Annotated in this window: 21 protein-coding genes; 10 read left to right on the top strand and 11 right to left on the bottom strand. The window is 68.7% G+C overall.

Annotated elements, in window-relative coordinates:
- The first annotated feature begins 123 nt into the window (after positions 1–123).
- Positions 124–2,070: a 1-deoxy-D-xylulose-5-phosphate synthase gene (gene dxs, locus ABZ909_RS11930; RefSeq protein WP_356998044.1), complete on the top strand. Its 1,947-nt coding sequence runs from the start codon at positions 124–126 to the stop codon at positions 2,068–2,070.
- Between the two features lie 113 nt (positions 2,071–2,183).
- Entirely contained in the window at positions 2,184–2,987 is an 804-nt protein-coding gene (locus ABZ909_RS11925) for an enoyl-CoA hydratase (protein ID WP_356998043.1), read from the top strand.
- A 29-nt stretch (positions 2,988–3,016) separates the two neighbouring features.
- Here ABZ909_RS11925 and ABZ909_RS11920 read toward each other — a convergent pair whose 3' ends face one another.
- The 4 genes from ABZ909_RS11920 to ABZ909_RS11905 all read right to left on the bottom strand — a co-directional run bounded on the left by ABZ909_RS11920 (position 3,017) and on the right by ABZ909_RS11905 (position 6,276).
- Positions 3,017–3,550 carry a hypothetical protein gene (locus ABZ909_RS11920; RefSeq protein ID WP_356998042.1) on the bottom strand — a complete coding sequence of 178 codons (534 nt, stop codon included), beginning with the start codon at positions 3,548–3,550 and terminating at the stop codon, positions 3,017–3,019.
- 28 nt (positions 3,551–3,578) lie between these two features.
- Positions 3,579–4,079 (bottom strand): hypothetical protein, encoded by a 501-nt coding sequence (locus ABZ909_RS11915; protein WP_356998040.1) that lies wholly within the window; start codon positions 4,077–4,079, stop codon positions 3,579–3,581.
- A gap of 123 nt (positions 4,080–4,202) precedes the next feature.
- The gene (locus ABZ909_RS11910) at positions 4,203–5,447 is read right to left on the bottom strand and encodes a ribonuclease D (RefSeq protein ID WP_356998519.1); all 1,245 of its coding nucleotides are present in this window, start codon (positions 5,445–5,447) and stop codon (positions 4,203–4,205) included.
- A 202-nt stretch (positions 5,448–5,649) separates the two neighbouring features.
- A complete protein-coding gene (locus ABZ909_RS11905) occupies positions 5,650–6,276 on the bottom strand; it encodes a DUF3000 domain-containing protein (RefSeq protein WP_356998038.1) in 627 nt (208 codons plus the stop codon).
- Between the two features lie 74 nt (positions 6,277–6,350).
- Between ABZ909_RS11905 and hemE the strand changes: the two genes are divergently transcribed.
- Together hemE and ABZ909_RS11895 are read left to right on the top strand one after the other, a co-directional pair.
- Complete coding sequence (hemE, locus tag ABZ909_RS11900) at positions 6,351–7,418, top strand: uroporphyrinogen decarboxylase (RefSeq protein ID WP_356998036.1); 1,068 nt, start codon at positions 6,351–6,353, stop codon at positions 7,416–7,418.
- A gap of 503 nt (positions 7,419–7,921) precedes the next feature.
- Positions 7,922–9,268, top strand: coding sequence for a protoporphyrinogen oxidase (locus tag ABZ909_RS11895; RefSeq protein ID WP_356998034.1), 1,347 nt, complete (start codon positions 7,922–7,924; stop codon positions 9,266–9,268).
- A 251-nt stretch (positions 9,269–9,519) separates the two neighbouring features.
- Here ABZ909_RS11895 and ABZ909_RS11890 read toward each other — a convergent pair whose 3' ends face one another.
- The gene (locus ABZ909_RS11890; RefSeq protein WP_356998032.1) at positions 9,520–10,470 is read right to left on the bottom strand and encodes a threonine/serine dehydratase; all 951 of its coding nucleotides are present in this window, start codon (positions 10,468–10,470) and stop codon (positions 9,520–9,522) included.
- A 138-nt stretch (positions 10,471–10,608) separates the two neighbouring features.
- Between ABZ909_RS11890 and ABZ909_RS11885 the strand changes: the two genes are divergently transcribed.
- Both ABZ909_RS11885 and hemQ read left to right on the top strand, forming a co-directional pair.
- Complete coding sequence (locus ABZ909_RS11885; RefSeq protein WP_356998030.1) at positions 10,609–10,788, top strand: hypothetical protein; 180 nt, start codon at positions 10,609–10,611, stop codon at positions 10,786–10,788.
- Between the two features lie 61 nt (positions 10,789–10,849).
- Entirely contained in the window at positions 10,850–11,545 is a 696-nt protein-coding gene (gene hemQ / locus ABZ909_RS11880; protein WP_356998029.1) for a hydrogen peroxide-dependent heme synthase, read from the top strand.
- Positions 11,546–11,680: 135 nt separating this feature from the next.
- Here the strand turns inward: hemQ and msrB are convergent, their stop codons facing one another.
- The 4 genes from msrB to ABZ909_RS11860 all read right to left on the bottom strand — a co-directional run bounded on the left by msrB (position 11,681) and on the right by ABZ909_RS11860 (position 15,982).
- The gene (msrB, locus tag ABZ909_RS11875; protein WP_356998028.1) at positions 11,681–12,139 is read right to left on the bottom strand and encodes a peptide-methionine (R)-S-oxide reductase MsrB; all 459 of its coding nucleotides are present in this window, start codon (positions 12,137–12,139) and stop codon (positions 11,681–11,683) included.
- Positions 12,140–12,148: 9 nt separating this feature from the next.
- Entirely contained in the window at positions 12,149–13,435 is a 1,287-nt protein-coding gene (locus ABZ909_RS11870; protein WP_356998026.1) for a glycosyltransferase family 87 protein, read from the bottom strand.
- A gap of 178 nt (positions 13,436–13,613) precedes the next feature.
- Entirely contained in the window at positions 13,614–15,176 is a 1,563-nt protein-coding gene (locus ABZ909_RS11865) for an alpha/beta hydrolase (protein ID WP_356998024.1), read from the bottom strand.
- A 32-nt stretch (positions 15,177–15,208) separates the two neighbouring features.
- Entirely contained in the window at positions 15,209–15,982 is a 774-nt protein-coding gene (locus tag ABZ909_RS11860) for a pyrimidine reductase family protein (protein WP_356998023.1), read from the bottom strand.
- Positions 15,983–16,017: 35 nt separating this feature from the next.
- Between ABZ909_RS11860 and zapE the strand changes: the two genes are divergently transcribed.
- The 4 genes from zapE to ABZ909_RS11840 all read left to right on the top strand — a co-directional run bounded on the left by zapE (position 16,018) and on the right by ABZ909_RS11840 (position 18,755).
- Entirely contained in the window at positions 16,018–17,040 is a 1,023-nt protein-coding gene (gene zapE, locus ABZ909_RS11855; protein WP_356998022.1) for a cell division protein ZapE, read from the top strand.
- 153 nt (positions 17,041–17,193) lie between these two features.
- A complete protein-coding gene (locus ABZ909_RS11850) occupies positions 17,194–18,000 on the top strand; it encodes a tyrosine-protein phosphatase (protein WP_356998021.1) in 807 nt (268 codons plus the stop codon).
- A gap of 59 nt (positions 18,001–18,059) precedes the next feature.
- On the top strand, positions 18,060–18,197 hold the full coding sequence (locus tag ABZ909_RS11845; RefSeq protein ID WP_356998020.1) for a tyrosine-protein phosphatase: 138 nt from the start codon (positions 18,060–18,062) through the stop codon (positions 18,195–18,197).
- A 267-nt stretch (positions 18,198–18,464) separates the two neighbouring features.
- A complete protein-coding gene (locus tag ABZ909_RS11840) occupies positions 18,465–18,755 on the top strand; it encodes a hypothetical protein (RefSeq protein ID WP_356998018.1) in 291 nt (96 codons plus the stop codon).
- Here ABZ909_RS11840 and ABZ909_RS11835 read toward each other — a convergent pair.
- A complete protein-coding gene (locus ABZ909_RS11835) occupies positions 18,736–19,272 on the bottom strand; it encodes a GNAT family N-acetyltransferase (RefSeq protein ID WP_356998016.1) in 537 nt (178 codons plus the stop codon). The two genes, ABZ909_RS11840 and ABZ909_RS11835, sit on opposite strands and share 20 nt — an antisense overlap.
- 8 nt (positions 19,273–19,280) lie before the next feature.
- Positions 19,281–20,513, bottom strand: coding sequence for an MFS transporter (locus ABZ909_RS11830; protein ID WP_356998015.1), 1,233 nt, complete (start codon positions 20,511–20,513; stop codon positions 19,281–19,283).
- Positions 20,514–20,625: the final 112 nt, after the last annotated feature.

Below are 20,625 nucleotides of genomic sequence, written 5' to 3'. Positions count from 1 at the left end.
TTTGTGTTGAGCCTCACATCTGCTACGGATGTCGCAGGTGGCGTTTCGTTCCTGGCATCGGGGGCCGGAATGGGCTCCGTAGACTGTTGCAAACACAGGAGACATCCGGAGGGAGCAATAGCCGTGGGAGTGCTTTCCCGGGTCGACACGCCCGAGGACCTGCGTCGGCTGTCGGTACCGGAGCTGCACGAGCTGGCCGAGGAGATTCGTGAGTTCCTGGTGCGGAAGGTCGCCGTCACCGGCGGGCACCTGGGGCCGAACCTCGGCGTCGTGGAGCTGACCATCGCGTTGCACCGGGTTTTCGACTCACCGGCCGACCCGATCATCTTCGATACCGGGCATCAGGCCTACGTGCACAAGATCCTTACGGGCCGCAAGGACGGGTTCGACACGCTGCGCAAAGAGGGCGGACTGTCGGGGTACCCGAGCCGGGCCGAGAGCGCCCACGACTGGGTGGAGTCCTCGCACGCGTCGGCCTCGCTGTCCTATGCGGACGGCATCGCCAAGGCGTTCGCGCTGACCCGGCAGAAGCGGCACGTGGTCGCGGTCGTCGGTGACGGCGCGCTCACCGGCGGCATGTGCTGGGAGGCGCTGAACAATATCGCCGCCGGGCAGGACCGCTCGGTCATTGTGGTGGTCAACGACAATGGCCGCTCCTACGCGCCGACCATCGGCGGGCTCGCCGAGCGGCTCGCGGGGCTGCGCACCCAGCCCGCCTACGAGCACGCGCTCGACGCCACCAAGCGGATCGTCCAGAGCATTCCGCGCGTGGGGGATTCGGCGTACTCGATGCTGCACGCCATCAAGACCGGCATCAAGGACGCGGTCGCGCCACAGGAGCTGTTCAGCGATCTCGGGCTGAAGTATGTGGGTCCGGTCGACGGGCACGATCCGGTGCAGCTGGAGGCGGCGCTGCGGCGGGCCAAGGACTTCGGTGGTCCGGTCATCGTGCACGCGGTGACGCAGAAGGGTCGCGGCTACAAGCCGGCCGTGGATCATGAAGCCGACCAGATGCATTCGATCGGCGTGATCGATCCGGAGACCGGTGAACCGCTCGCCGGATCCTCGGGCACCAGCTGGACTTCGGTGTTCTCCAAGGAACTCATCGCCCAGGGCGAGCAGCGCGACGATATTGTCGCCATTACCGCCGCCATGCCCGGGCCGACCGGTCTCACCCCGTTCGGAGAACGCTTCCCGGACCGCATGTTCGACGTCGGAATCGCCGAACAGCACGCCATGACCTCCGCGGCCGGTATGGCCCTGGGCGGCCTGCACCCGGTGGTGGCCATCTACTCCACCTTCCTCAACCGGGCCTTCGATCAGCTGCTCATGGATGTGGCGCTGCTCAAGCTCCCGGTGACCCTGGTGCTCGATCGCGCCGGCATCACCGGTGACGACGGCGCCTCGCACAACGGCATGTGGGACCTGTCGGTGCTGGGCATCATCCCGGGCATCCGGGTCGCTGCCCCGCGCGACGCCGCCCGCCTGCGTGAGGAATTGGGGGAGGCCCTGACCATCAGCGACGGACCCACCGCCATCCGCTTCCCCAAGGGTCCTGCGATCGCAGAGATTCCGGCGGTGGAACGCTTCGAGGGCGTGGATGTGCTGCGCCTGCCCGACGCGAAAGATGCTGCCGCGTACTCGGTGCACGCCGATGTCCTGCTGATCGCGGTCGGCGCCTTCGCCGACCTCGCCCTCAAGGTCGCGGATCTGCTGGAGGCCGAGGGCGTCTCGGTGACCGTCGTCGACCCGCGCTGGGTCCTCCCGGTCTCCGACACCGTGGTGAAGCTGGCCGAGAACCACCGCCTGGTGGTCACCCTCGAGGACAGTGGCCTGCACGGCGGCATCGGCTCCACAGTTTCCGCCCGGCTCCGCAGTTCGGGCGTCGACGTCCCGACCCGCGACCTCGGCGTCCCCCAGCAATTCCTGGACCACTCCTCCCGCGCCAAGATCCACCAGGACCTCGGCCTCACTCCGGGCGAGGTGGCCCAGCGTGTGCACGTGTGGCTGGGCGCGGCCGATGCCTCCGGCAGCGAGATCGAGCAGGCCCTGCTCCCGGCGGCCGAGTGACGTTCCGCTCGTGACGGGCCCGCGATCCTCCGATCGCGGGCCCGTTTTCTATACGGAGCTGGGGTTCTCGCGTAGATTCTGAAACAGGTTACAGTTTCGGGACGGGAGTTCGGATGTCGTTTGTGCTTGTCGAGAAGCCGCGGCCGGGGATTGCGTTGGTCACGTTGAACCGGCCGGACCGGATGAACGCCATGGCGTTCGACGTGATGGTGCCGCTGCGGGAGACCCTCGAGGGCGTGGCGGCCGACAACGACGTGCGGGTGGTGGTGCTCACGGGTGCCGGGCACGGGTTCTGCTCGGGCGCGGATCTGCAGCACGCGGGCAAGGTGCCGGGGGTGGAGGGGTTGACGCGCACCAGCATTGCGCGCCGCTCGATGGAGCTGCTGAACAATGTGATGCTCACGATCAAGCGGATGCACCAGCCGGTGATCAGCGCCATCAACGGCGCGGCCATCGGCGGCGGGTTCTGCCTCGCCATGGGGACCGATATCCGAATCGCCTCGGAGGACGCGTATTTCCGCGCGGCAGGCATCAACAACGGCCTGACCTCGGCCGAACTCGGCATCAGCTACACACTGCCGCGGGCCATCGGCTCCACCCGCGCCTTCGAGATCATGCTCACCGGCCGCGACGTGGATGCCGCGGAAGCCGAGCGCATCGGCATCGTCTCCCGTGTCGTCCCCGGCGACAAACTCCTCGAGGCCGCCTACGACACCGCCGACCAGATCATCCGCTGGAGCCGGGTCGGCGGCGAACTCACCAAACGCCTCCTCTGGAATGGCTTGGAGGCGGGCAGTTTCGAATCCCACATGCAGAACGAGGGCATGGCCCAGCTCTACGTCCGCCTCACCACCGACAACTTCGACGAGGCCATCCGAGCCCGCCGCGACCGCCGCCCACCCGAATTCCAGGACTGAGCGAACGGCCGCCGCGCGCCCGGCGCGTTCTAACTGCCGGATCCGAGCAGGTTCGCACTGCCGGAGCCGAGCAAACTGCCGCTGCCGGATCCGACGCAGGTGCCCTGCTGCGGTGGCTGCTGTGGGGTAGGTGATCCCGGTGGCGCGGCGACCACGGACACCGGGATCACTGTCGGCTGGGACGCCATGAACGGAATAGCGCCGATGAGCGCGAGGGAGAGCTTGTGCGTCCCCGTGGTGGTCGGAACCCACGTGACGGCCACGTGGCCGGCGTGTGGGAGTGAGATGCTGCCGAGGCATTTCCCGTCGTCGTAGAAGTTTGCGGAAGAGTACATGGACTGCCAGGAGTCTGTGCCCCCGGGGGAACCCGTGTCGAAGGAGTAGGTGTGTCCGACGACGTAGGTTGACGGCAACGTGCAGGTGCCGGTCGAGCAATCCCAGGCATTGGGAACCTCGTACTCGATATCGGCGGTTGCGGTCGGCGTGGACAGCGCGGCGATGGTCGCGGCCACCGCCAGAGTTGTTGCGCCCCAGCCGATGCGGTGTGTGGTGTGATGACGCATTTCGTTGCCGTCTCTTCCGTATCCGTGATCAGAGTCCGGCGCTGCCGGATCCGTCGAGGGCGGCGCTGCCGGATCCGATGAGGTTGGCGCTGCCGCCACCGCCGCAGCCGGGTTGCTTCGGCGGCTGGGTGGGGGTGGATCCCGCGGGCGCGGCAGTCACGTCGTACTTCTCCGAGATCTCCTTGACGCCGCCGACGATGGTGAGCGTGTGCGATCCGGTGGCGGTGGGAACCCAGGTGATCTGGAGTGCACCCGGACCCGATATCGGGGCGCTTCCGATGCATTGCCCGTTGTCGTAGAAGTCCGCTGTGCTCGCGAACATGGGCTGGAAGTTGATGCCCGAGTAGTACGTGTAGGCGTGTCCGACGACCGCGGACCCCACCTCCGCGCCGGTTGCGGCATCGATGAGCACGGGAAACCCGAGGGAGGCGGAGGCGGTAGGTGCCGACAGCGTGGTGGTGGCCGCGGCCAGTGCCAAAGTGGTTGCGGCCCAGCCGATGTAGTGCAGGGGGCGGCGGGTGACGTGCATTGGTGGACTCCTCTTGTGTACCCCTTGGTTCGGGGTCGACAGAATCTAACTTTCACCAACTGTGAAATAGGTCCACTTCAGAAAACCCTCGTGCCCCAACTTTCTTGGGCGATATTTCCGGGGTCAGCTCTTCGGGTAGAGGGCTTCGCTCAGGCGTGGGACGGTCAGGGCGAGCTGCCAGGCGCGGGCGCCGCCCGCGGCGAGGTAGCCCTCGATGAGGGTCGGCGCCTCGCCGTTGGCGACCGATTTGGGCAGGCCATCCCAGCACATGCGGCGCAGCAGGTCCGGGGTGAGCAGGTTCTCGACCGGGACCGACACCTCGGCGGAGAGGTCGGTCATGGCCGCGCGGGCGCACTGCAGGCGGGCGGCGGCGGCCGGGTCGCGGCGCTCCCAGCGGTTGACCGGGGGCGGGCCGTCGAAGGGCTGGGTGAGCGGCGGGAGCTCGCTGTCGGGAAGGGTGCGGGCGCGTTCCACCGCGCCGAGCCATTCACGCGAGTAGCGACGCTGGCGGGGGCCGCCGAAGATCGGCAGGGTACGCAGCTGGGCGATGGACCTGGGCTCATTGGTGGCGGCGGCCACGATGGCCGAGTCCGGGAGGATGCGGGCCGGGGCCACATCGCGCAGGCGGGCCAGGCGGTCGCGGGTCGTCCATAATTCGCGGACGATGGCGAGCTGGCGGGTGCGGCGCAGGGTGTGGATGCCGGAGGTGCGCCGCCAGCGGTCGGCCTTGGGGCCGGCCGGCTCGGCGGTGCGGACGTGCTCGAATTCCTCTGCGGCCCACTCGGATTTGCCCTGCTCGGCCAGGTCCGCGGCGACCGCGTCGCGCAGCTCGACGAGTAGCTCGACATCGAGGGCCGCGTAGTTCAGCCAGTCGTCGGGCAGCGGCCGTGTGGACCAGTCTGCCGCGCCGTGGCCCTTGCGCAGCTCACGGCCGAGCAGCTTCTCCACCATGGCGGCCAAGCCCACGCGCTCGTAACCCGCGAGGCGGCCACCGAGTTCGGTGTCGAAGAGCCGGGCGGGGTGCAGCCCGAGTTCGGCCAGCCCGGGCAGATCCTGATCCGCGGAGTGCAGCACCCACTCCAGATCGTTGATCGCCTCGGCCAGCGGCGCGAGCTCCCCGTCCACCGGGATCGGGTCGATGAGGAAGGTGCCCGCACCCTGACGGCGCAGCTGGATCAGATACGCACGATTGGAGTAGCGGAAGCCGGAGGCGCGCTCGGCGTCGACCGCGAGCGGTCCGCTGCCGGCGGCGAGCCGGCGGGCGGCGGCGGCCACTGTGGCGGCGGAGTCCAGTACCGGCGGTACACCGTCCACTGGCGCGAGCAACGGTACCGCGGCAGTGGCTTCGGGTTCATCTGGTACGGACATGGTCTTGAACTCTACGGGTTGGGCATTGGCGGGCCGCGTCACGTCGGTGAAACGACCGGCCGTGACACTGCGTCGGGCCATGGGGAATCGTACGTGGCGGCCGTCGATTTCGTTGCAGTACAGATGTTCTCGCAGGCGAGAGGGGATTTTCCGGCGACCGGCGCGAGAATTTGCGGATTGGCCGCCCCGATCTCGCGCCCAACTATTCGGTGCTCTCGCCCCGGCGCACGTCCAGAGGGGTTACCCCCGCGGGCGGCAGTCCGGCCGCATAGGCGAGCACCTCGCAGAAGGCTTCCACGTGCGGCCGCATAACGGTGTCGGACACCGTCCAGGAGGCGCGCAGTTCGAGCTGGTGCGCGCGCGGCGGCCCGGCGATGTCGCCGTAGCGCACCGAGCTGGTGGAAGTGACCGTGCCGCCGAGGGCGGTGAAGGAGGTGCGCGAGTCCAGCGCGTCGACCAGCCAGCTCCACGCCACCTCCGGCAGCAGCGGGTCGGCGGCGAGGGCGGAGTCGATGTCGGCCTGGATGTAGGCGACCAGACGGAACACCCCGTGCCAGGCTTCCTGCCCGGCCGGGTCGTGCAGCAGGATCAGCCGGCCGAACGCATCGCCCTCGGAATCGACGGGCACCACATTCGTATCGGGTCGCGTGACCTCCGCGCCGAGGGCGTACGAGTACGGGGCGAGGCGCTGTGGCGGGCGGATCGGTGCCAGCTCGATTCGAGGATGCACAGATGCGGTTCCCATGGCCTCGACCGCGGCGCGGAACCGGGGTGGTTCTTCGGGCTCCGGGGTGGGGGCAGCGCCGTCGCGAAAGTCGAGCGGTGTCACGAAAGGCACCGTAGACCTCTCCGGTGCCCAGTAGTGCGAGGCGCGCCGCCGGGCCCCCTTTACGATGGGCGGTGATGAGTACTCACACCCGACGCCTGCTGACCGATGCCCCGTTCCTTGCCGCCGCCACCGGTGGCGTGCCGCATCGGCGTCCGGTGTGGTTCATGAGACAGGCTGGCCGGTCCCTTCCGGAGTATCGCGAGGTGCGTGCCGGAATCGGCATGCTGGAATCATGTTTCGATCCGGAGCTGGTGTGCGAGATCACCATGCAGCCGGTCCGCCGCCACCAGGTTGATGCGGCAATCCTCTTCTCCGACATCGTGGTTCCGCTCAAGGCCGCCGGCATCGATCTCGACATCGTGGCCGGCGTCGGCCCGGTGGTCGCGAATCCGGTGCGCACCGTTGCCGATGTGCGTGCGCTGCCACGCCTGCGCGACGAGGAGGTGGGCGCGGTCACCGCCGGTGTGAGGCTGCTGCTGGACGCGCTCGGTGACACCCCGCTGATCGGATTCGCCGGTGCCCCGTTCACTTTGGCGTCGTACCTGGTCGAGGGCGGGCCCAGCAAGAACCACGAGCGCACCAAGGCGATGATGCTCGCCGATCCCGAGACCTGGCACCAGCTGCTGGGCGTGCTCACCGACATCACCATCGAATTCCTGCGCGCCCAGATCGACGCCGGCGTGGACGCCGTGCAGCTGTTCGACTCCTGGGCGGGCGCGCTGAGCCTGGCCCAGTACCGGGAATACGTTCTGCCGCACTCGGAACGGGTCTTCACCGAGATCGCGTCCGCGGGTGTACCGCGCATCCACTTCGGCGTCGGCACCGGAGAACTGCTGGGCGCCATGGGCGAAGCGGGCGCGGACGTGGTCGGCGTCGATTGGCGGATTCCACTGAACGAGGCCGCGCGCCGGGTCGGTCCCGGAAAAGCGTTGCAGGGCAACCTCGATCCGGCCGTGCTCTTCGCGGGCCCGGCGGCGATCGACGCCGAGGTGCGCCGCATTGCCCGCGAGGCCGACGAGGCAATCACCTTGGGCGCCAAGGGGCACATCTTCAACCTCGGCCACGGCGTTCTCCCGAATACCGACCCCGGCGTCATCACCGAGACCGTAGCCCTGATCCACAGCCTCCCGCTCCCGCTCTGACCAGCGCTTCCCGCTGGCCGAGGGGGTGGGGAGTTCGGGGGTGGGGTCGCCGAGGCCGCCCACCGCCGATATGACGGCCTGCGTGAGGGCTGGATCGACGACGTCTGGTGTGAGCTTCCGCTCGTCATCCAGGGATGGCCCGCTGCTCGAAGCCCGGCATCGGTTCGGCCGGGATTCATCGAGATTCCGGCCGAACGCTTGCTGGAATGAGGGCGATGCGCGCCGGGTGTGGCGGGCAGGACTGCGACCGGCGGGGTGTTCGCGGGGCGGTGTCAATCACGTTCCGATGCGTGCCATTTCTGGGCGGACGGCTCGAAGGTGCTGGTGAGCGTGGTTCGGGGCGGCTGTGCCGACGTGGAGCGGGGCTGTGAGGGGCGGGCACCGGAGGCGGGGATAGCGGGTGTCGGGAGTAGGTTGGCTCGGGGCGGCTCGAGGTCGAGGTGCGGGTCGCGGGTCGCGGGTTCGTGTGGTCGCGGTGTTCGACGAGTGGCGAGGAGTTGTCGATGCGGGTCGCGGTTGTCGGTGGTGGCATCAGTGGGCTGGTGGCGGCGTATCGGCTGCGGAAGGCACTCGGGGAGTCGGCGGAACTGATCCTGGTGGAGCGGCGGGATCGGGTCGGGGGGATCCTGCGGACCGTGGAGATCGAGGGGGATCCGGTCGATCTGGGGGCCGAGGCATTCGTGGGCCGGCGGCCCGAGATTCCGGAACTGATGGGGGAGTTGGGGATTGCGGACCAGCTCGTTCATCCGGCGGGCAAGCGGCCGCTGGTGTGGTCCGAGGGGGTGGGGCATCGGCTGCCGGAGCGGACGCTGATGGGCATCCCCGCCGCGCCGGAATCGGTTGCGGGGCTGGTGGATGCGCAGACCCTGGCCGTCGTTGCGGCGGAGCCGTCCCGGTCGCTGCGGTGGGAGCGGGGCGGGGACATGTCGGTGGGGGAGCTGGTGCGGGATCGCTTCGGGGAGCAGGTGGTCCGGCGCAGCGTGGACCCGCTGCTCGGGGGAGTGTATGCGGGACTTGCGGATTCGATCGGCGTGCGGGCCGCGCTACCGACGCTGGCCGCCGCCCTGGATCGCGGCGCGACCAGCCTGACCCGGGCCGTGTCCGAGGCCCTGCCGCCGCCCAGCACCACACCGGTGTTCGGCGGCATCCGTGACGGTTACCGCGCCCTGTTGGACGCGCTGCGTGCCGCCGCCGATGTGAAGGCCGAAACCGGCACGGCGGTCACTACTCTCGCCCGCACCGTGCGGGGCTGGCGGCTCGACCCGGTCGGCGACGTGGACGGCGTGATCCTCGCGACCCCCGCCCCGGTCACCGCGGAACTCCTGCGCGAGGTGGCCCCGGAGGCCGCCGAACTGGCCGCCGGAATCGACCTGGCGTCCTCGGCGGTGGTGGCCCTGGCCCTGCCGCCCGAGACCCCCCTCCCCGACAACTCCGGCATCCTGGTCGCCACCGGTGAACCGTTGCGCGCCAAGGCCTTCACCCTTTCCAGCCGCAAGTGGCCGCACCTGGCCGCCCGTGACGTGGCCCTGGTCCGTGCCTCCTTCGGCCGCTTCGGCGACCCGGCCTCGCTGTCCTGGTCCGACGACGACCTCATCACCGCTGCCGTCGAAGATCTCACCACCGTCACCGCCGCCGCCATCCGTCCCCTGCGTGCCGTGGTCCAGCGCTGGCCCGGCGGCCTCCCGCAGTACGCCCCCGGCCACACCGCCCGCATCGCCGATCTGCGTTCCGCCACGGCCGACCTTCCCGGCCTGGCCCTGGCCGGCGCCTACCTCGATGGTGTCGGCGTCCCCGCCTGCGCCGCCACCGGTACCAAGGCCGCCGCCCGCATCATCGCGCAGCTGTCCTGACCCACTCGCCGGGCCTCGCCTGCCGGGACCCCTCTCGGGTCGGCGTGGTGGTACGACGCGGTCGAGGCCGGCAGGTCTTCGACCCAACAAGTGTCGACGCTGCCTACATCCATCGCCTATGCGCGCGCCGCGCACATTATGTAAGTGAAGTCAACATTTGGAGGTGGATTGCCCGATGACGGGTGACTCGTTCTCGCGGCTGGTACTGCGACCGGTCGATGTGATTGCCCGCGAAAGGTTTTCGGCTGATTTCAGCGAGGTACCAGGTCGACCGGATCGGTGTTCGCGCCGCAGACGATGACCGCCACCCGTTCACCGGGGGCGGGGACGTAGGCGCCCGACAGCAGGGCGGCCAGGGCCGTCGACGCGCCGTGCTCGACGGCGACACGGCGGCAGTCCCACAGGGTTTGCCGAGCAGCGATGATCTGCTTGTCACTGACCAGGACCGAGCGGACATCGCCTGCGTTCGCAGCGGACAGGGCCATCGGCGTGACGCGGCGCGCGCCGAGGGAATCGGCTGCGACGGAGTCGATTTCGACATCGACCGGTTCCCCGGCCTCGACCGCCGCATTGAAGGCGCGGCAGTGTTCGGGTTCGACCGCCACCACCCGCACACCGTGATGATTGGCCGACACCGTGATTCCGGTCAGCAGCCCGCCGCCGCCGACCGCGACCAGTACGGTGTCGAGTTCCGGTACCTGCGCGACGATTTCGTCGAGCAGTGTCCCCGCGCCCGCGGCGATGTGGGGATCGTCGTAGGCGTGTGAGCGCAGCGCCCCGCTGGCCGTGGCGTAGCGCTCGCATTCGGCGGCCGCGTCGGCGTAGGCGTCGCCACCGCACAGCACCTGCGCCCCCAGTGCCCGCAGCCGCGCCACTTTCACCGCGGGTGCGGAGTCGGGCAGGAACACGGTGGCCGCGGAGTCGACCAGCCGGGCGGCCCACGCGCATGCCACCCCGGCGTTCCCGCCGGACGCGATGGTGATCCCCACCTTGGGCAGCATCCCCTGTTCCCGCTGTGCCAGTACGAAATTCGCGGCCCCGCGCGCCTTGAAGCTGCCGGTGTGCTGCATATGCTCGAGCGCGAACCAGACCTCGCCGGCCACCGGGACGGTGTCGGCGTCCGCGCGGGCGAGGACCACCGGGCGGGTGTGGCCGGCGATTCGGTCGGCAGCCGCTGTCACGTCCCCATATGTCGGATGCACTGGCGCTTCTTTCGTTTCCGTCGCTGATTCTCGTTCCGCCGAGCGGCCGTACGGCACGGCTCACGGAACACACCCGAGTCGATGGACCCCCCTTGTTCCACTGTAACTGACGCTGGTCCTAAGCCTGGGAACTCGAAGTTGCTCGAGGAGGCGACGCCCGAGGCCATCGCCCGGTCCAGCCTGGCCGCCCTCGGCCCGGACGAATACCCGGTGCCGGCAACTCATCTGGACGTCATCAGTGAACTGCTCATCAGTGGCGCCGTTTTTCACGGCGGCCGGCGCCGTCTCATCGCCTCCCGGGCCGCCGGTGCGAGCTGAATCACGCTGTCCGCAGTGCCCCATTTCGGGCGGGTTCGGGCGCAGTGGCACGATGGAGGCCATGGCGCGACTCGACTACAAGGCCCTCAACGACACCATCCGCTACCTCATGTTCTCGGTGTTCCAGGTGGAGCCCGGCGTGCTCGGCGAGGATCGCCAGGCGGCGATCAAGGAGGCGCGGGCCTTCTTCGACTCGCTCGAGGAGCGCGGCGTGGTGGTGCGCGGTATCTACGATGTCGCCGGCCTGCGCGCCGACGCCGACTTCATGATCTGGTGGCACGCGGAGAAGATCGAGGATCTGCAGGCCGCCTACGCCGACTTCCGCCGCGTCACCGAGCTGGGCCAGATCTCCAACCCGGTCTGGAGCAATGCGGCCCTGCACCGCCCGGCCGAGTTCAACAAGTCCCACATCCCCGCCTTCCTCGCGGGTGAGGAGCCGGGCAACTACATCTGCGTCTACCCGTTCGTGCGCTCCTACGACTGGTACCTGCTGCCCGACGAGGAGCGCCGCAAGATGCTGGCCGACCACGGCAAGGCCGCCCGCGACTACCCGGACGTGCGCGCCAACACCGTGGCCTCCTTCGCGCTGGGCGACTACGAGTGGATCCTCGCCTTCGAGGCCCCCGAGCTGCACCGCATCGTCGACCTCATGCGCGACCTGCGCGCCACCGAGGCGCGTCGCCATGTGCGCGAGGAGATTCCGTTCTTCACCGGCCCGCGCGTGGAGCTCGAGCAGCTCATCGCCGCACTGCCGTAGCGACCCGTGATGAGATCGGGCCCGGCCGCATACCGCGGCCGGGCCCGATGTCGTCAGCGGGAAGACGGCCGGTGTCCTGCCCGCACAATTCGGGGCATGCGCGAAATCGCGCATGCCCCATAGTGTTCCTGAGACTCACTCAGCTGCGCTGTCCGAGGGGTGCAATCGGAGCGAGATCGAGTTGATGCAGTAGCGCTTGTCCGTGGGCGTGGGATATCCCTCGCCCTCGAACACGTGCCCCAGATGACTGTGGCAGTTCGCGCACAGCACCTCGACGCGCCGCATCCCCAGCGAGTTGTCCTCCACCAGCAGCACGGCCTCCGACTTCGCCGGATCGAAGAACGACGGCCACCCGCAATGCGAGTGGAACTTCTCGGCGCTGCGGAACAATTCGGCCCCGCAGGCCCGGCAGGAGTAGACGCCCTCGGTCTCGGTGTCGGTGTATTCGCCCGTGAACGCCCGCTCGGTGCCCGCTTCGCGCAGCACCCGGTATTCGTCCGGGGTCAGCTTGGTCCGCCATTCCTGCGGGGTCAGCCGGATGCGCGGGGCGGGCAGCCCCTCGATCCCTGTGGAGCTGTCAGCATCGGAACTCATGGCCCTACGCTAATACGAGGCGGTCGCCTTCGTCCGGGGCGAGAGGGTGACCTCGGGTTCGGCGCTGACCCATTCGGGATGCATCCACGCGGGATCCAGGGACTTGCCGGCCTCGAGGCGGCCTTCGCGTCGGGCGGCGAGGTAGCGGTCGCCCAGCACGCAGAACACCACGATCAGCAGCAGCCCCCACCCGAAGGTCGTGCGCAGGTACTCCAGATCGCGGCCGATGCTCTGCCAGCGGTCCGAGAGCCACTTGTCGTAGGACATGAATCCGAAGATCGCCACCCACGCGGGCCAGTTGCGCAGCAGCGAGTTGCGCAACACCACGGTCATCAGCATGGGGAACAGGAACATCGAGTAGTACATCTGGCCCAGCGGGCCCAGCAGCATGGCCGCGGTGATCAGAATGCCGGAGGTGTTGCAGATGTAGAACACCTCGTCCTCGCGGTAGTACCGGTGCAGCAGCCACAGCGAGATCAACACCAGCACGCCGACGGTGATGCGCATGGTCCAGGTCAGCCACTCGGCGACACCGTAGTACCCGGCATTGCCGACGATGGCGCTGTTGAAGTAGTCCCGTGCCTCCGACAGGTACGGCAGCGTGTGGGTCCAGAACCGCTTGTAGTCCACGATCAGCGGCCAGGCCAGCAGGTTCAGCGCCACCGGGATACCCAGCGCGGTGATGAACACCTTCCACTGTCCGCGCACCAGCGGAATCAGCAGCAGGGGTGCCAGCAATGGACCCTTCACCGCGATGGTCAGCCCCAATGCCACACCGGCCCACAGGTCTCTGCGCTTCAGGAGTAGGTGGATGAACACCAGCATGGCCATGAACAGGCAGCCGTTGATATTGGTGAAGGCCAGTGTGTTCGTCACCGTCTCGGAGACGAACATGGCCAGCAGCAGCGCGGGCGCGGCGACGGAGTTCAGCGTGTAGTTGAACAGTTTCAGCAGCAGATACCAGGCCAGCAGCAGAGCGATCGCATTGACCAGGATGAAGGCCCACCGCGACTTTTCCGGATCGATGATGGCCAGCGGGGAGATGAGCAGCGTGCCGCTGGGCGGATACAGATAGGCCGGATCGGTGGAGCTGAAGTTCGCGTTGTATACGGGCCGGTGGTTGAGGAACGCGAGGGACGCGTTGTACACCGGTGTGAAGTCATTGGTGATGTGGTAGTTGACAGCGTTGATGAACACCCGGTGCAACACGGTGAGGACCGCGAGCGGCCACAGAGCGAAGTTCAGTACCTCGGCGGTGGTGCGAGCAGTGCGAGGCTCGAGCTGTCGAAGGAACACTCGGGCACGGTACACCGAATCCCAGCGTCACACATGCGCCGACCCGCCTAATGCGTCGTGCGGGGCACACCACCCACACCGGTCGGATAAAACCCCGGCCTGCCCCGAATGCTCAAGCCGGTCAAGCACACTCCGCGCTCCGTCGAGTAGTGACCGGCGTCACTTCACAGGTGTGTACTCAGGCCGGGCAGGCGGTGCCGTCGGCGGGCAGTGTGGCGTCCTTCAGGTAGTCGGCGAGGGACTGCTGGGCGCAGCCGGAGTGGGCGAAGGTCGGGTGTCCCCAGCCCTGCCAGACGACGGTGGAGGTGCGCGCACCCGCCGCGCCGAGCGCACCGGTGACGGTGGGCCGGCCGTCCTGTCCGGTGACGGGATCGGCGCTGCCACCGAGCACCAGGACCGGCAGGTCGAGCTTGTCGGGCAGGGTCATGGGGGCGGCGGCGGGCCAGGCCGAGCAGGCCATCAGATCGATGGCCGCGACCTTGCCGAACACCGGATACTGTGTGCCCCAGGCGGTTTCGAGCTGCTTGGCCTTGTCGGGGGTGGAGGGTTCGTGATTGTCGCTGCAACGGTTGACGAATTGACCGTCGGTGGCGATCCCCGAGGCGGCGCGCAGCACGAACGGCGTGATGGGGCCGTGGTCGCCCTTGCCGAGGGCGCTGAGGGCGTCGGCGAATTCGGTGATCTGCGCATTGCCGGTCGCGCGGGAGTCGCCGAGGAATCCGCTCAGGGTGGTCACCAGCACGGCGGCCGACAGGTCGCCGAGCTGTCCGGCGCCGGCCCGGTTCACCAGATCGACGACGGCGGCCCGCGGGTCGCCCCCGAGCGAGCAGTTCAGTGAGGCGCACCGCTGCCCGAACGCGGTGAGCGCGGCCTCCTGTCCCTTGACCCGCTGCTCGGCACGCCCGTTGGCGTCCGTGCCGACCACCTGCGGCGAGTCCAGCACCAGCCGGCCCAGGTGCTGTCCGTACTTGCGCACGTAGTTCAACGCCACGTTCGCGCCGGTTCCGGTGCCCAGCAGTGCGAGGTGGTCCACCTGCAGCTGTTTGCGCAGCTGCTCGAGGTCGTCGGCGGCGTGTGGTGCGTCGAAGGTGGCCTGGGCCGGGGCCAGGAAGTCCAGGCAGGCGACGGTGGCGTCGCGCCCGGCGGTGCTCATGGTGTCGACGGGATCGGTTGCGCCCCGGGTGAATTGGGTCTGATCGGCGATGGCCTTGCGTTGCGGGTCGGTCATGCAGGTCACCGGCTGGGAGCTGCCGATGCCGCGCCGGTCGACCGCGATGATCGGCCGCGCGGCCAGCAGCGCGCTGGCAGGCCCGGCCGCGAGCCCGGCCAGGGTGGCAGTCGAGGACCGGTCGGAACCGGAGGTCAGGATGAGCGGCGCGGCGTCCTTGGGCGTCCGGTCGTAGCGGGCCCGCATGGCCGCATTGCGGAAGTTGCCCGCCACATTTCCGGCCACATCCACCTGTGAGGTGTATTCGGCGCATTCGAGTACCAGCCCCTGCGGCGGCGCGCCCAGCGACAGCAGGTTCAATGTCGGTGCGGTGCAGTCCTTCCAGGCCAGGTCGGCCTTGGGCACCTCGGGTGCGGGCGGGGTCGCGTCGGCGGGCGCGGTGGAGGTGGCGATTCCGGCCTGATGCGGCTGTTCCACGGCGACGGCGGGCCGGTCGGACGGCCCGGCCCCACAGGCGGTGGTCACCAATATCGACAGTGTCGACGCCAGCAGAGCGGCCCGAGTCCAGCGCATGCGCTACAGCCTGCCAGGTCCGGCACGCGGTTTCAGCCTCGGGTGTGCGCGCGTTCCCATCGGGTCAAGATCGTGCCGTCGGTGTCGAGCAGCAGGTGGCAGGGGTTCATCGGGGTGGGCAGCGCCTTGGGGGACACTGCGATTCGCCCCGCTGTCCCGCCCACCAGCTGCGGGGATACGGTCAGGCAGAGCTCGTCCACAGCCCCGGCGGTGAGGAATTGGCCGAACAGTGAGGGCCCGCCCTCGCACAGCACTCGCCGCAGTCCGAGACCGTCCAGTGCGGTGTGGACGGCGGTCACGGTGGATTCGTTCGCGTCGGATTCGATCACTTCGGCGCCCGCGTCGACGAGCCGCTTCTTGCGGTCGCCGGGCGCGGCGGTGGTGGTGAGGATGATCGGCCGCGCCCCGGTGTCGGTGAACAGCTTGCTCGCCGGATCCAGCGCGGCGGAGCCGGTGACGACCGCGATGCGCGGCGGCGTCCCGTCCGGATCGCCGCCGAGTCCCTCCCGGTGCAGCCGCTTGCGCAGTTCCGGATCGGTGTGTGCCGCACCGTAGTTCTCCGCACGCACGGTTCCCGCTCCGACCAGCACCACGTCGGCCAGATCCCGCAGCAGCGCGAAGACCTGCCGGTCGGCGGGCGTGCCCAGCGCGCCGGAGCGCCCGTCCACGCTGACCGCGCCGTCGATGCTGGTGACGAAGTTGACACGGACGTACGGAGCGGATGGCTCGACCGGATACGCGTACAACTCGACCAGGTCGTCGCGGGTGAGATCTGTGAGCTGAATCGCATTCGGCATACGCTGCATAAGGACCCATCCCACCACGCATCTACGCTGACGCAGTGCAACAACGCCTCGTCGATCGCCACCCGGAGGTTCCGGCAGACCAGCTCGTGGCCCAGATGGTTCCCCCGCCCACCTTCGACGAGGTGAGCTTCGGTTCCTACATCCCGGATCCGAAGGAACCGTCCCAGGCCGCGGCCGTGCTGAAGGCCGAGCTGTTCGCGGATCAGGTGACCAAACTCCGCAAGTCCGCGGACAAGAAGAGCCTGTTCGGTAAGAAGAAGCCGGTGCGCGGCATCGGCCTGTACCTGGACGGCGGCTTCGGTGTGGGCAAGACCCACCTGCTGGCCTCGATCTTCCACAGCGTGCCGGAGCCCAAGTCCTTCGGCACCTTCGGTGAGGTCACCAATCTGGTTGGCGCACTGGGCTTCAACAATGCCGTCGAGCGGCTCTCGGCCAACAGCGTGCTGTGCATCGACGAGTTCGAGCTCGACGATCCGGGCGACACCATGCTGGTCTCGCGCCTGCTCACCGAGCTGACCGACCGCGGCGTCTCCGTGGTCGCCACCTCCAACACCCTGCCGGGCCAGCTGGGTGAGGGCCGCTTCGCCGCTCAGGACTTCCTGCGCGAGATCAAGAAGCTGGGTGCGCTCTTCGAGGCCGTCCGCGTCGACGGCCCCGACTACCGGCACCGTGATCTGCCGCCCGCCCCGGAGCCCACCGCTGACGAGCTGCTGGCCGAGAAGGCCGCCGACACACCGGGTTCCACGCTCGACGACTTCGACGCGCTGGTGAAGCACCTGAGCACGCTGCACCCGTCCCGCTACGGCGCCCTGATCCACGACGTCTCGGCCGTGTACATCTCGGATGTGCACCCGGTGACCGATCAGGCGGTCGCGCTGCGCATCGTGGTGCTCGCCGACCGTCTGTACGACGCGGGCATCCCGGTCACCATCTCGGGCGCGAAGCTGGATCAGATCTTCACCCAGGAGATGCTCGACGGCGGCTACCGCAAGAAGTACCTGCGCGCGATCTCGCGTCTGCTGGCGCTGTCGCGGTTCGAAGCCCCGGCTCACGCGTAACCGCAGCACCGGCTCACGCGTGACCGCCAGCCCGGGACGCACGTAACCGCCAGGTGGGACCCGGTTTCCCTCATAGTTTCCTTAGGTAATAAATTCCGGGGGTCAGCGAAAGCCGGGCCGGATTCGGTTTTCGGCCCCGGAAGGAGATCTGCCTTGCGTAACCGTGCTGTCCAAGCTGCTGCGGTGGTCACCATCGCCCTGTCCGCGAGCCTCGGGTCGGTGGCGACCGCCTTCGCCGCCGACCCGCCCGCCGTCACCAGCAGCGTGCTCGTCAATACCGACAACCGTGCCCTCGGCCTGACCGGCGTGCTCAACGCCCGGGACGCCGGCGGCTACCAGACCATGAACGGCCACACCGTGCGCACCGGTCTGGTCTTCCGCACCGGCGACCTGAGCAAGGCCACCGACGCCGACCTGGCCAAGCTGGCGTCGCTGAACGTGGCGTCCATCCACGATCTGCGCACCGGCTACGAGCAGCAGTTCATGGGCGTGGACAAGGTCCCCGCCGGCGCCGCCGAGCACCACGACGACATCATCGGCCAAGCCCCGCCGCAGGTGATGGTCTCGACCCTGTCCGCGGGCACCGACCTGTATCGCGCCTTCATCACCGCTCCGGGCGCGAACGAGGGCTTCGCGAACGTGCTGCGCGACATCGCCTACAACCCGGGCGGCGTGCTGTTCCACTGCACAGCGGGCAAGGATCGCACCGGCTGGACCTCGGCAGTGCTGCTGACCATCCTGGGCGTGGACAAGGACACGGTCTACTACGACTACCTGCTGTCCAACTACTACCGGGGCGCCAAGGACGGCGACATGATGAACGGCGTCACCGCCTCGGCGCTGGATTCGGCCTTCGACCAGGTCGACAAGAGCTACGGCAGCTTCGACAACTATGTGCACGACGGCCTGCAGCTCTCCGACGCGGACGTGGCCGCGCTGAAGGCGAAACTGCTGGCCTGACAAGGTCGTTCACGATGTGACGGCGAACGCCGGGTGGGTCTCACCACCCGGCGTTTTCCTTGTCCACGGAGGAGTTGGGTGCGCGGCGGGCCCTGCAGGCCACCCGGACCTATGGCAGTTTCGGCGACTACGTCCGCGACGGATTGGGGCTCTCCGACACCGATATCGCGGCGCTGAAGGCGAAAATGCTTTCCTGAGAACTGCTTTCGCGAGCAGTTACTTCCCCGAGCCGCGCTCGGCGTCCCACCGGTCGATGAGGGCGGGCAGTTCCCGGCCCATCCTTGTGATCGCTTCGTCGCGTCGAGCTTTGCTCCGCGTCGAGTCCCCACTCACGCCTATCCGCCTGTCGGCGTTCGATTTTCGCGTGGGCTTCACCCATCCGGCTCGTCTCGAGCCGAGAACAGGAGACCCTCCTGCTGCGCCTCATCGCCGGTTGCGAAGTCCCCGACAACGGCGAGGTCATCGTGCAGGCCCCGGGCGGCATCGGTTACCTGGGACAAAGCCTCGAGTTGCTGCCCACCGCCACCGTCGGTGCGGCAATCGACCTGGCCCTCAGCGATATTCGCGCGCTGGAGGCCCGGATGTGCACGGCCGAGGCCGAATTGGCCGTGTCCGGACCGCTCGGTCGCCGCCTCGAGCTGGCGGCCACCCTGGCTTCCGCGCCGAAGTTGCTGCTGCTCGACGAGCTCACCAACGCCGGATGCGGCAGCGCTTCACCGGTCGCCGTCTGGGGCTTCAGAATTCGTGCAGCATGACGTAGTCGTGGTGCAGCTGGTTCCCGACGGTGAAGGTCTTGGTGCCGGCGACGGTGAAGCCGTGTTTGCCGTAGAACCGCTGTGCGCGCGCGTTCTGCTGGTTCACGCCCAGCCACACGGCCTTGCTGCTGTCGGCCCGGGAGCGCTCGAGCGCGCTGTGCATGAGTGCCGCCGAGACGCCTTTGCCGTGCTGACCGGGCAGCACGTACATCTTGCTGAGCTCGGTCACCGGGCGCAGGGTGATGACCTCCGCCACGGCGGGATCGGCCGGTCCCGTGGCATTGAGCAGCGCGTAACCGACGATCTCGCCACTCAGCGCCGCCTTCAGAACCACACGGCCGGGATCGGCGAGGTACTCGTGGAACCGGTCCGCGGACAGCACCTCCGCGATGAAGGCGGCCATGTCCTCGGGTGCGGATCCGGGCGGGCAGGCCAGCGGAAAGGTCGCGGCGGCGACGGCGGCGAGTTCGCCGGCGTCGTCCACAGTCGCCGCTGTGATGGTCAGGGTGTCGCTCACTGTTCCAGTCAAGCAGGCTCCGCGGCGGGCTCGGCGGCCTCGGGGGCGTCGTCGGTGCGGCGGTGGAAGACCCGCGCGCAGCCGATCAGCACCACCGCGAAGGCGAGCGGTATCGCGAATCCGGCACGCAGATCGGCGGCGTCGGCGACCGCGCCCACCACCGCGCCGCCGACCAGGGTGCCCGCGTAGTTGAACAGGTTGAGCCGCGCGATGAGCGCGTCCAGTTCGCGCCCGCTGGTGAGTTGCCCGGCCTCGCTGAAGCACAGCGGCGCGATCACCGGCAATCCGATTCCGGCGACCAGGAATCCGAGGATCGCGGCCACCGGTCCCGGGGCGGTGACCACGATCACCAGGCCGACCGACCCGACCGCAGCGGCCACCCGCACCACCATGCGCGGCCCGAACCGGCGCACCCACAGGTCGCCGGTGAGGCGGCCGAGCAGCGACGCGCCCTGGTAGGCGGCCAGCGCCAGCGCGGCGGTCGCGGAGGAGGACAGCAGTTCGTCCTTCAGATACAGCGCCGACCAGTTGCCCACCGCCAGGTCGATGGCGAAGGCGAGGGCGATCACCGCGCCGAAGATCCAGAAGATGCGCATCGGCACCGAGCCGGCCGGCTCGTGTTCGGCCGGACCGGCTTCCGCCTCGTCGGTGCCCAGCAGTCGAGGTCCCGCTGCCAGGCAGCCGATGGCCACCACCGCCGCGGCCACCAGGATCGACGCCTGCAACGGCACTTTCAGCGCCTCGAACGCCGAGACGAACAGCGCGCCGGTGATCGATCCCGCACTCCAGGCCGCGTAGAACGAGACCAGAATGAATCGGCCATAGCCATGTTGTATGAATACCGCCTGCATATTGGTCCCGGCGTCCACGATGCCGACGGCCACGCCGTACACGCCCAGGGCCACGAAGGCCGCGATGATGTTCGGCGACAGCGCGATCGCCACACCGGAGACCGCGATCAGCGCCAGCCCGATCCGCAGCGCGGTGCGGCTCGACCAGTGCAGCGCGATCCGCTCGGCGGTGATGCTGCCCGCGCCCGCGAGCAGGGAGATGAGCGCGACGATCGCCACGATCAGCCCGTCGGAGAGCGTGAATTTGTCCTTCAGCTGCGGGAGCTCGGTGAGAATCACGGCCAGGAAGAACCCCTGCAGCGCGAAGGCCACCGAGTTCGCGGAGCGCGCCGCCCGCAATGTCGGATGGAGAGCGCTGAGCTGCGGCTTCGGGGACTGACTCGGGGGCATTTCGAAAGAGTAGCGGCGGCGGGCCGGTCCGGCATCCCGGGCATGGGTTACGATCCGCGCCGCGCTTGATCACACGCGGCTCGCGGTTGGGTAACGAATCTGGTCGCTTTCG

The organism is Nocardia sp. NPDC046763 (assembly GCF_040645495.1).
Classification (GTDB): Bacteria; Actinomycetota; Actinomycetes; order Mycobacteriales; family Mycobacteriaceae; genus Nocardia.
Note: the sequence above shows the minus strand (reverse complement) of the source record. Positions and strands in the feature narration are given on the sequence as shown.

Coding starts and splice junctions, on each gene's coding strand:
- ABZ909_RS11860 (WP_356998023.1), bottom strand. CDS start 15,982: ATGCAGCGTATGCCGAATGCGATTCAGCTCACAGATCTCACCCGCGAC.
- ABZ909_RS11920 (WP_356998042.1), bottom strand. CDS start 3,550: ATGCGTCATCACACCACACACCGCATCGGCTGGGGCGCAACAACTCTG.
- ABZ909_RS11895 (WP_356998034.1), top strand. CDS start 7,922: ATGCGGGTCGCGGTTGTCGGTGGTGGCATCAGTGGGCTGGTGGCGGCG.
- ABZ909_RS11925 (WP_356998043.1), top strand. CDS start 2,184: ATGTCGTTTGTGCTTGTCGAGAAGCCGCGGCCGGGGATTGCGTTGGTC.
- hemQ (WP_356998029.1), top strand. CDS start 10,850: ATGGCGCGACTCGACTACAAGGCCCTCAACGACACCATCCGCTACCTC.
- msrB (WP_356998028.1), bottom strand. CDS start 12,139: ATGAGTTCCGATGCTGACAGCTCCACAGGGATCGAGGGGCTGCCCGCC.
- ABZ909_RS11910 (WP_356998519.1), bottom strand. CDS start 5,447: ATGTCCGTACCAGATGAACCCGAAGCCACTGCCGCGGTACCGTTGCTC.
- ABZ909_RS11830 (WP_356998015.1), bottom strand. CDS start 20,513: ATGCCCCCGAGTCAGTCCCCGAAGCCGCAGCTCAGCGCTCTCCATCCG.
- ABZ909_RS11865 (WP_356998024.1), bottom strand. CDS start 15,176: ATGCGCTGGACTCGGGCCGCTCTGCTGGCGTCGACACTGTCGATATTG.
- hemE (WP_356998036.1), top strand. CDS start 6,351: ATGAGTACTCACACCCGACGCCTGCTGACCGATGCCCCGTTCCTTGCC.
- ABZ909_RS11915 (WP_356998040.1), bottom strand. CDS start 4,079: ATGCACGTCACCCGCCGCCCCCTGCACTACATCGGCTGGGCCGCAACC.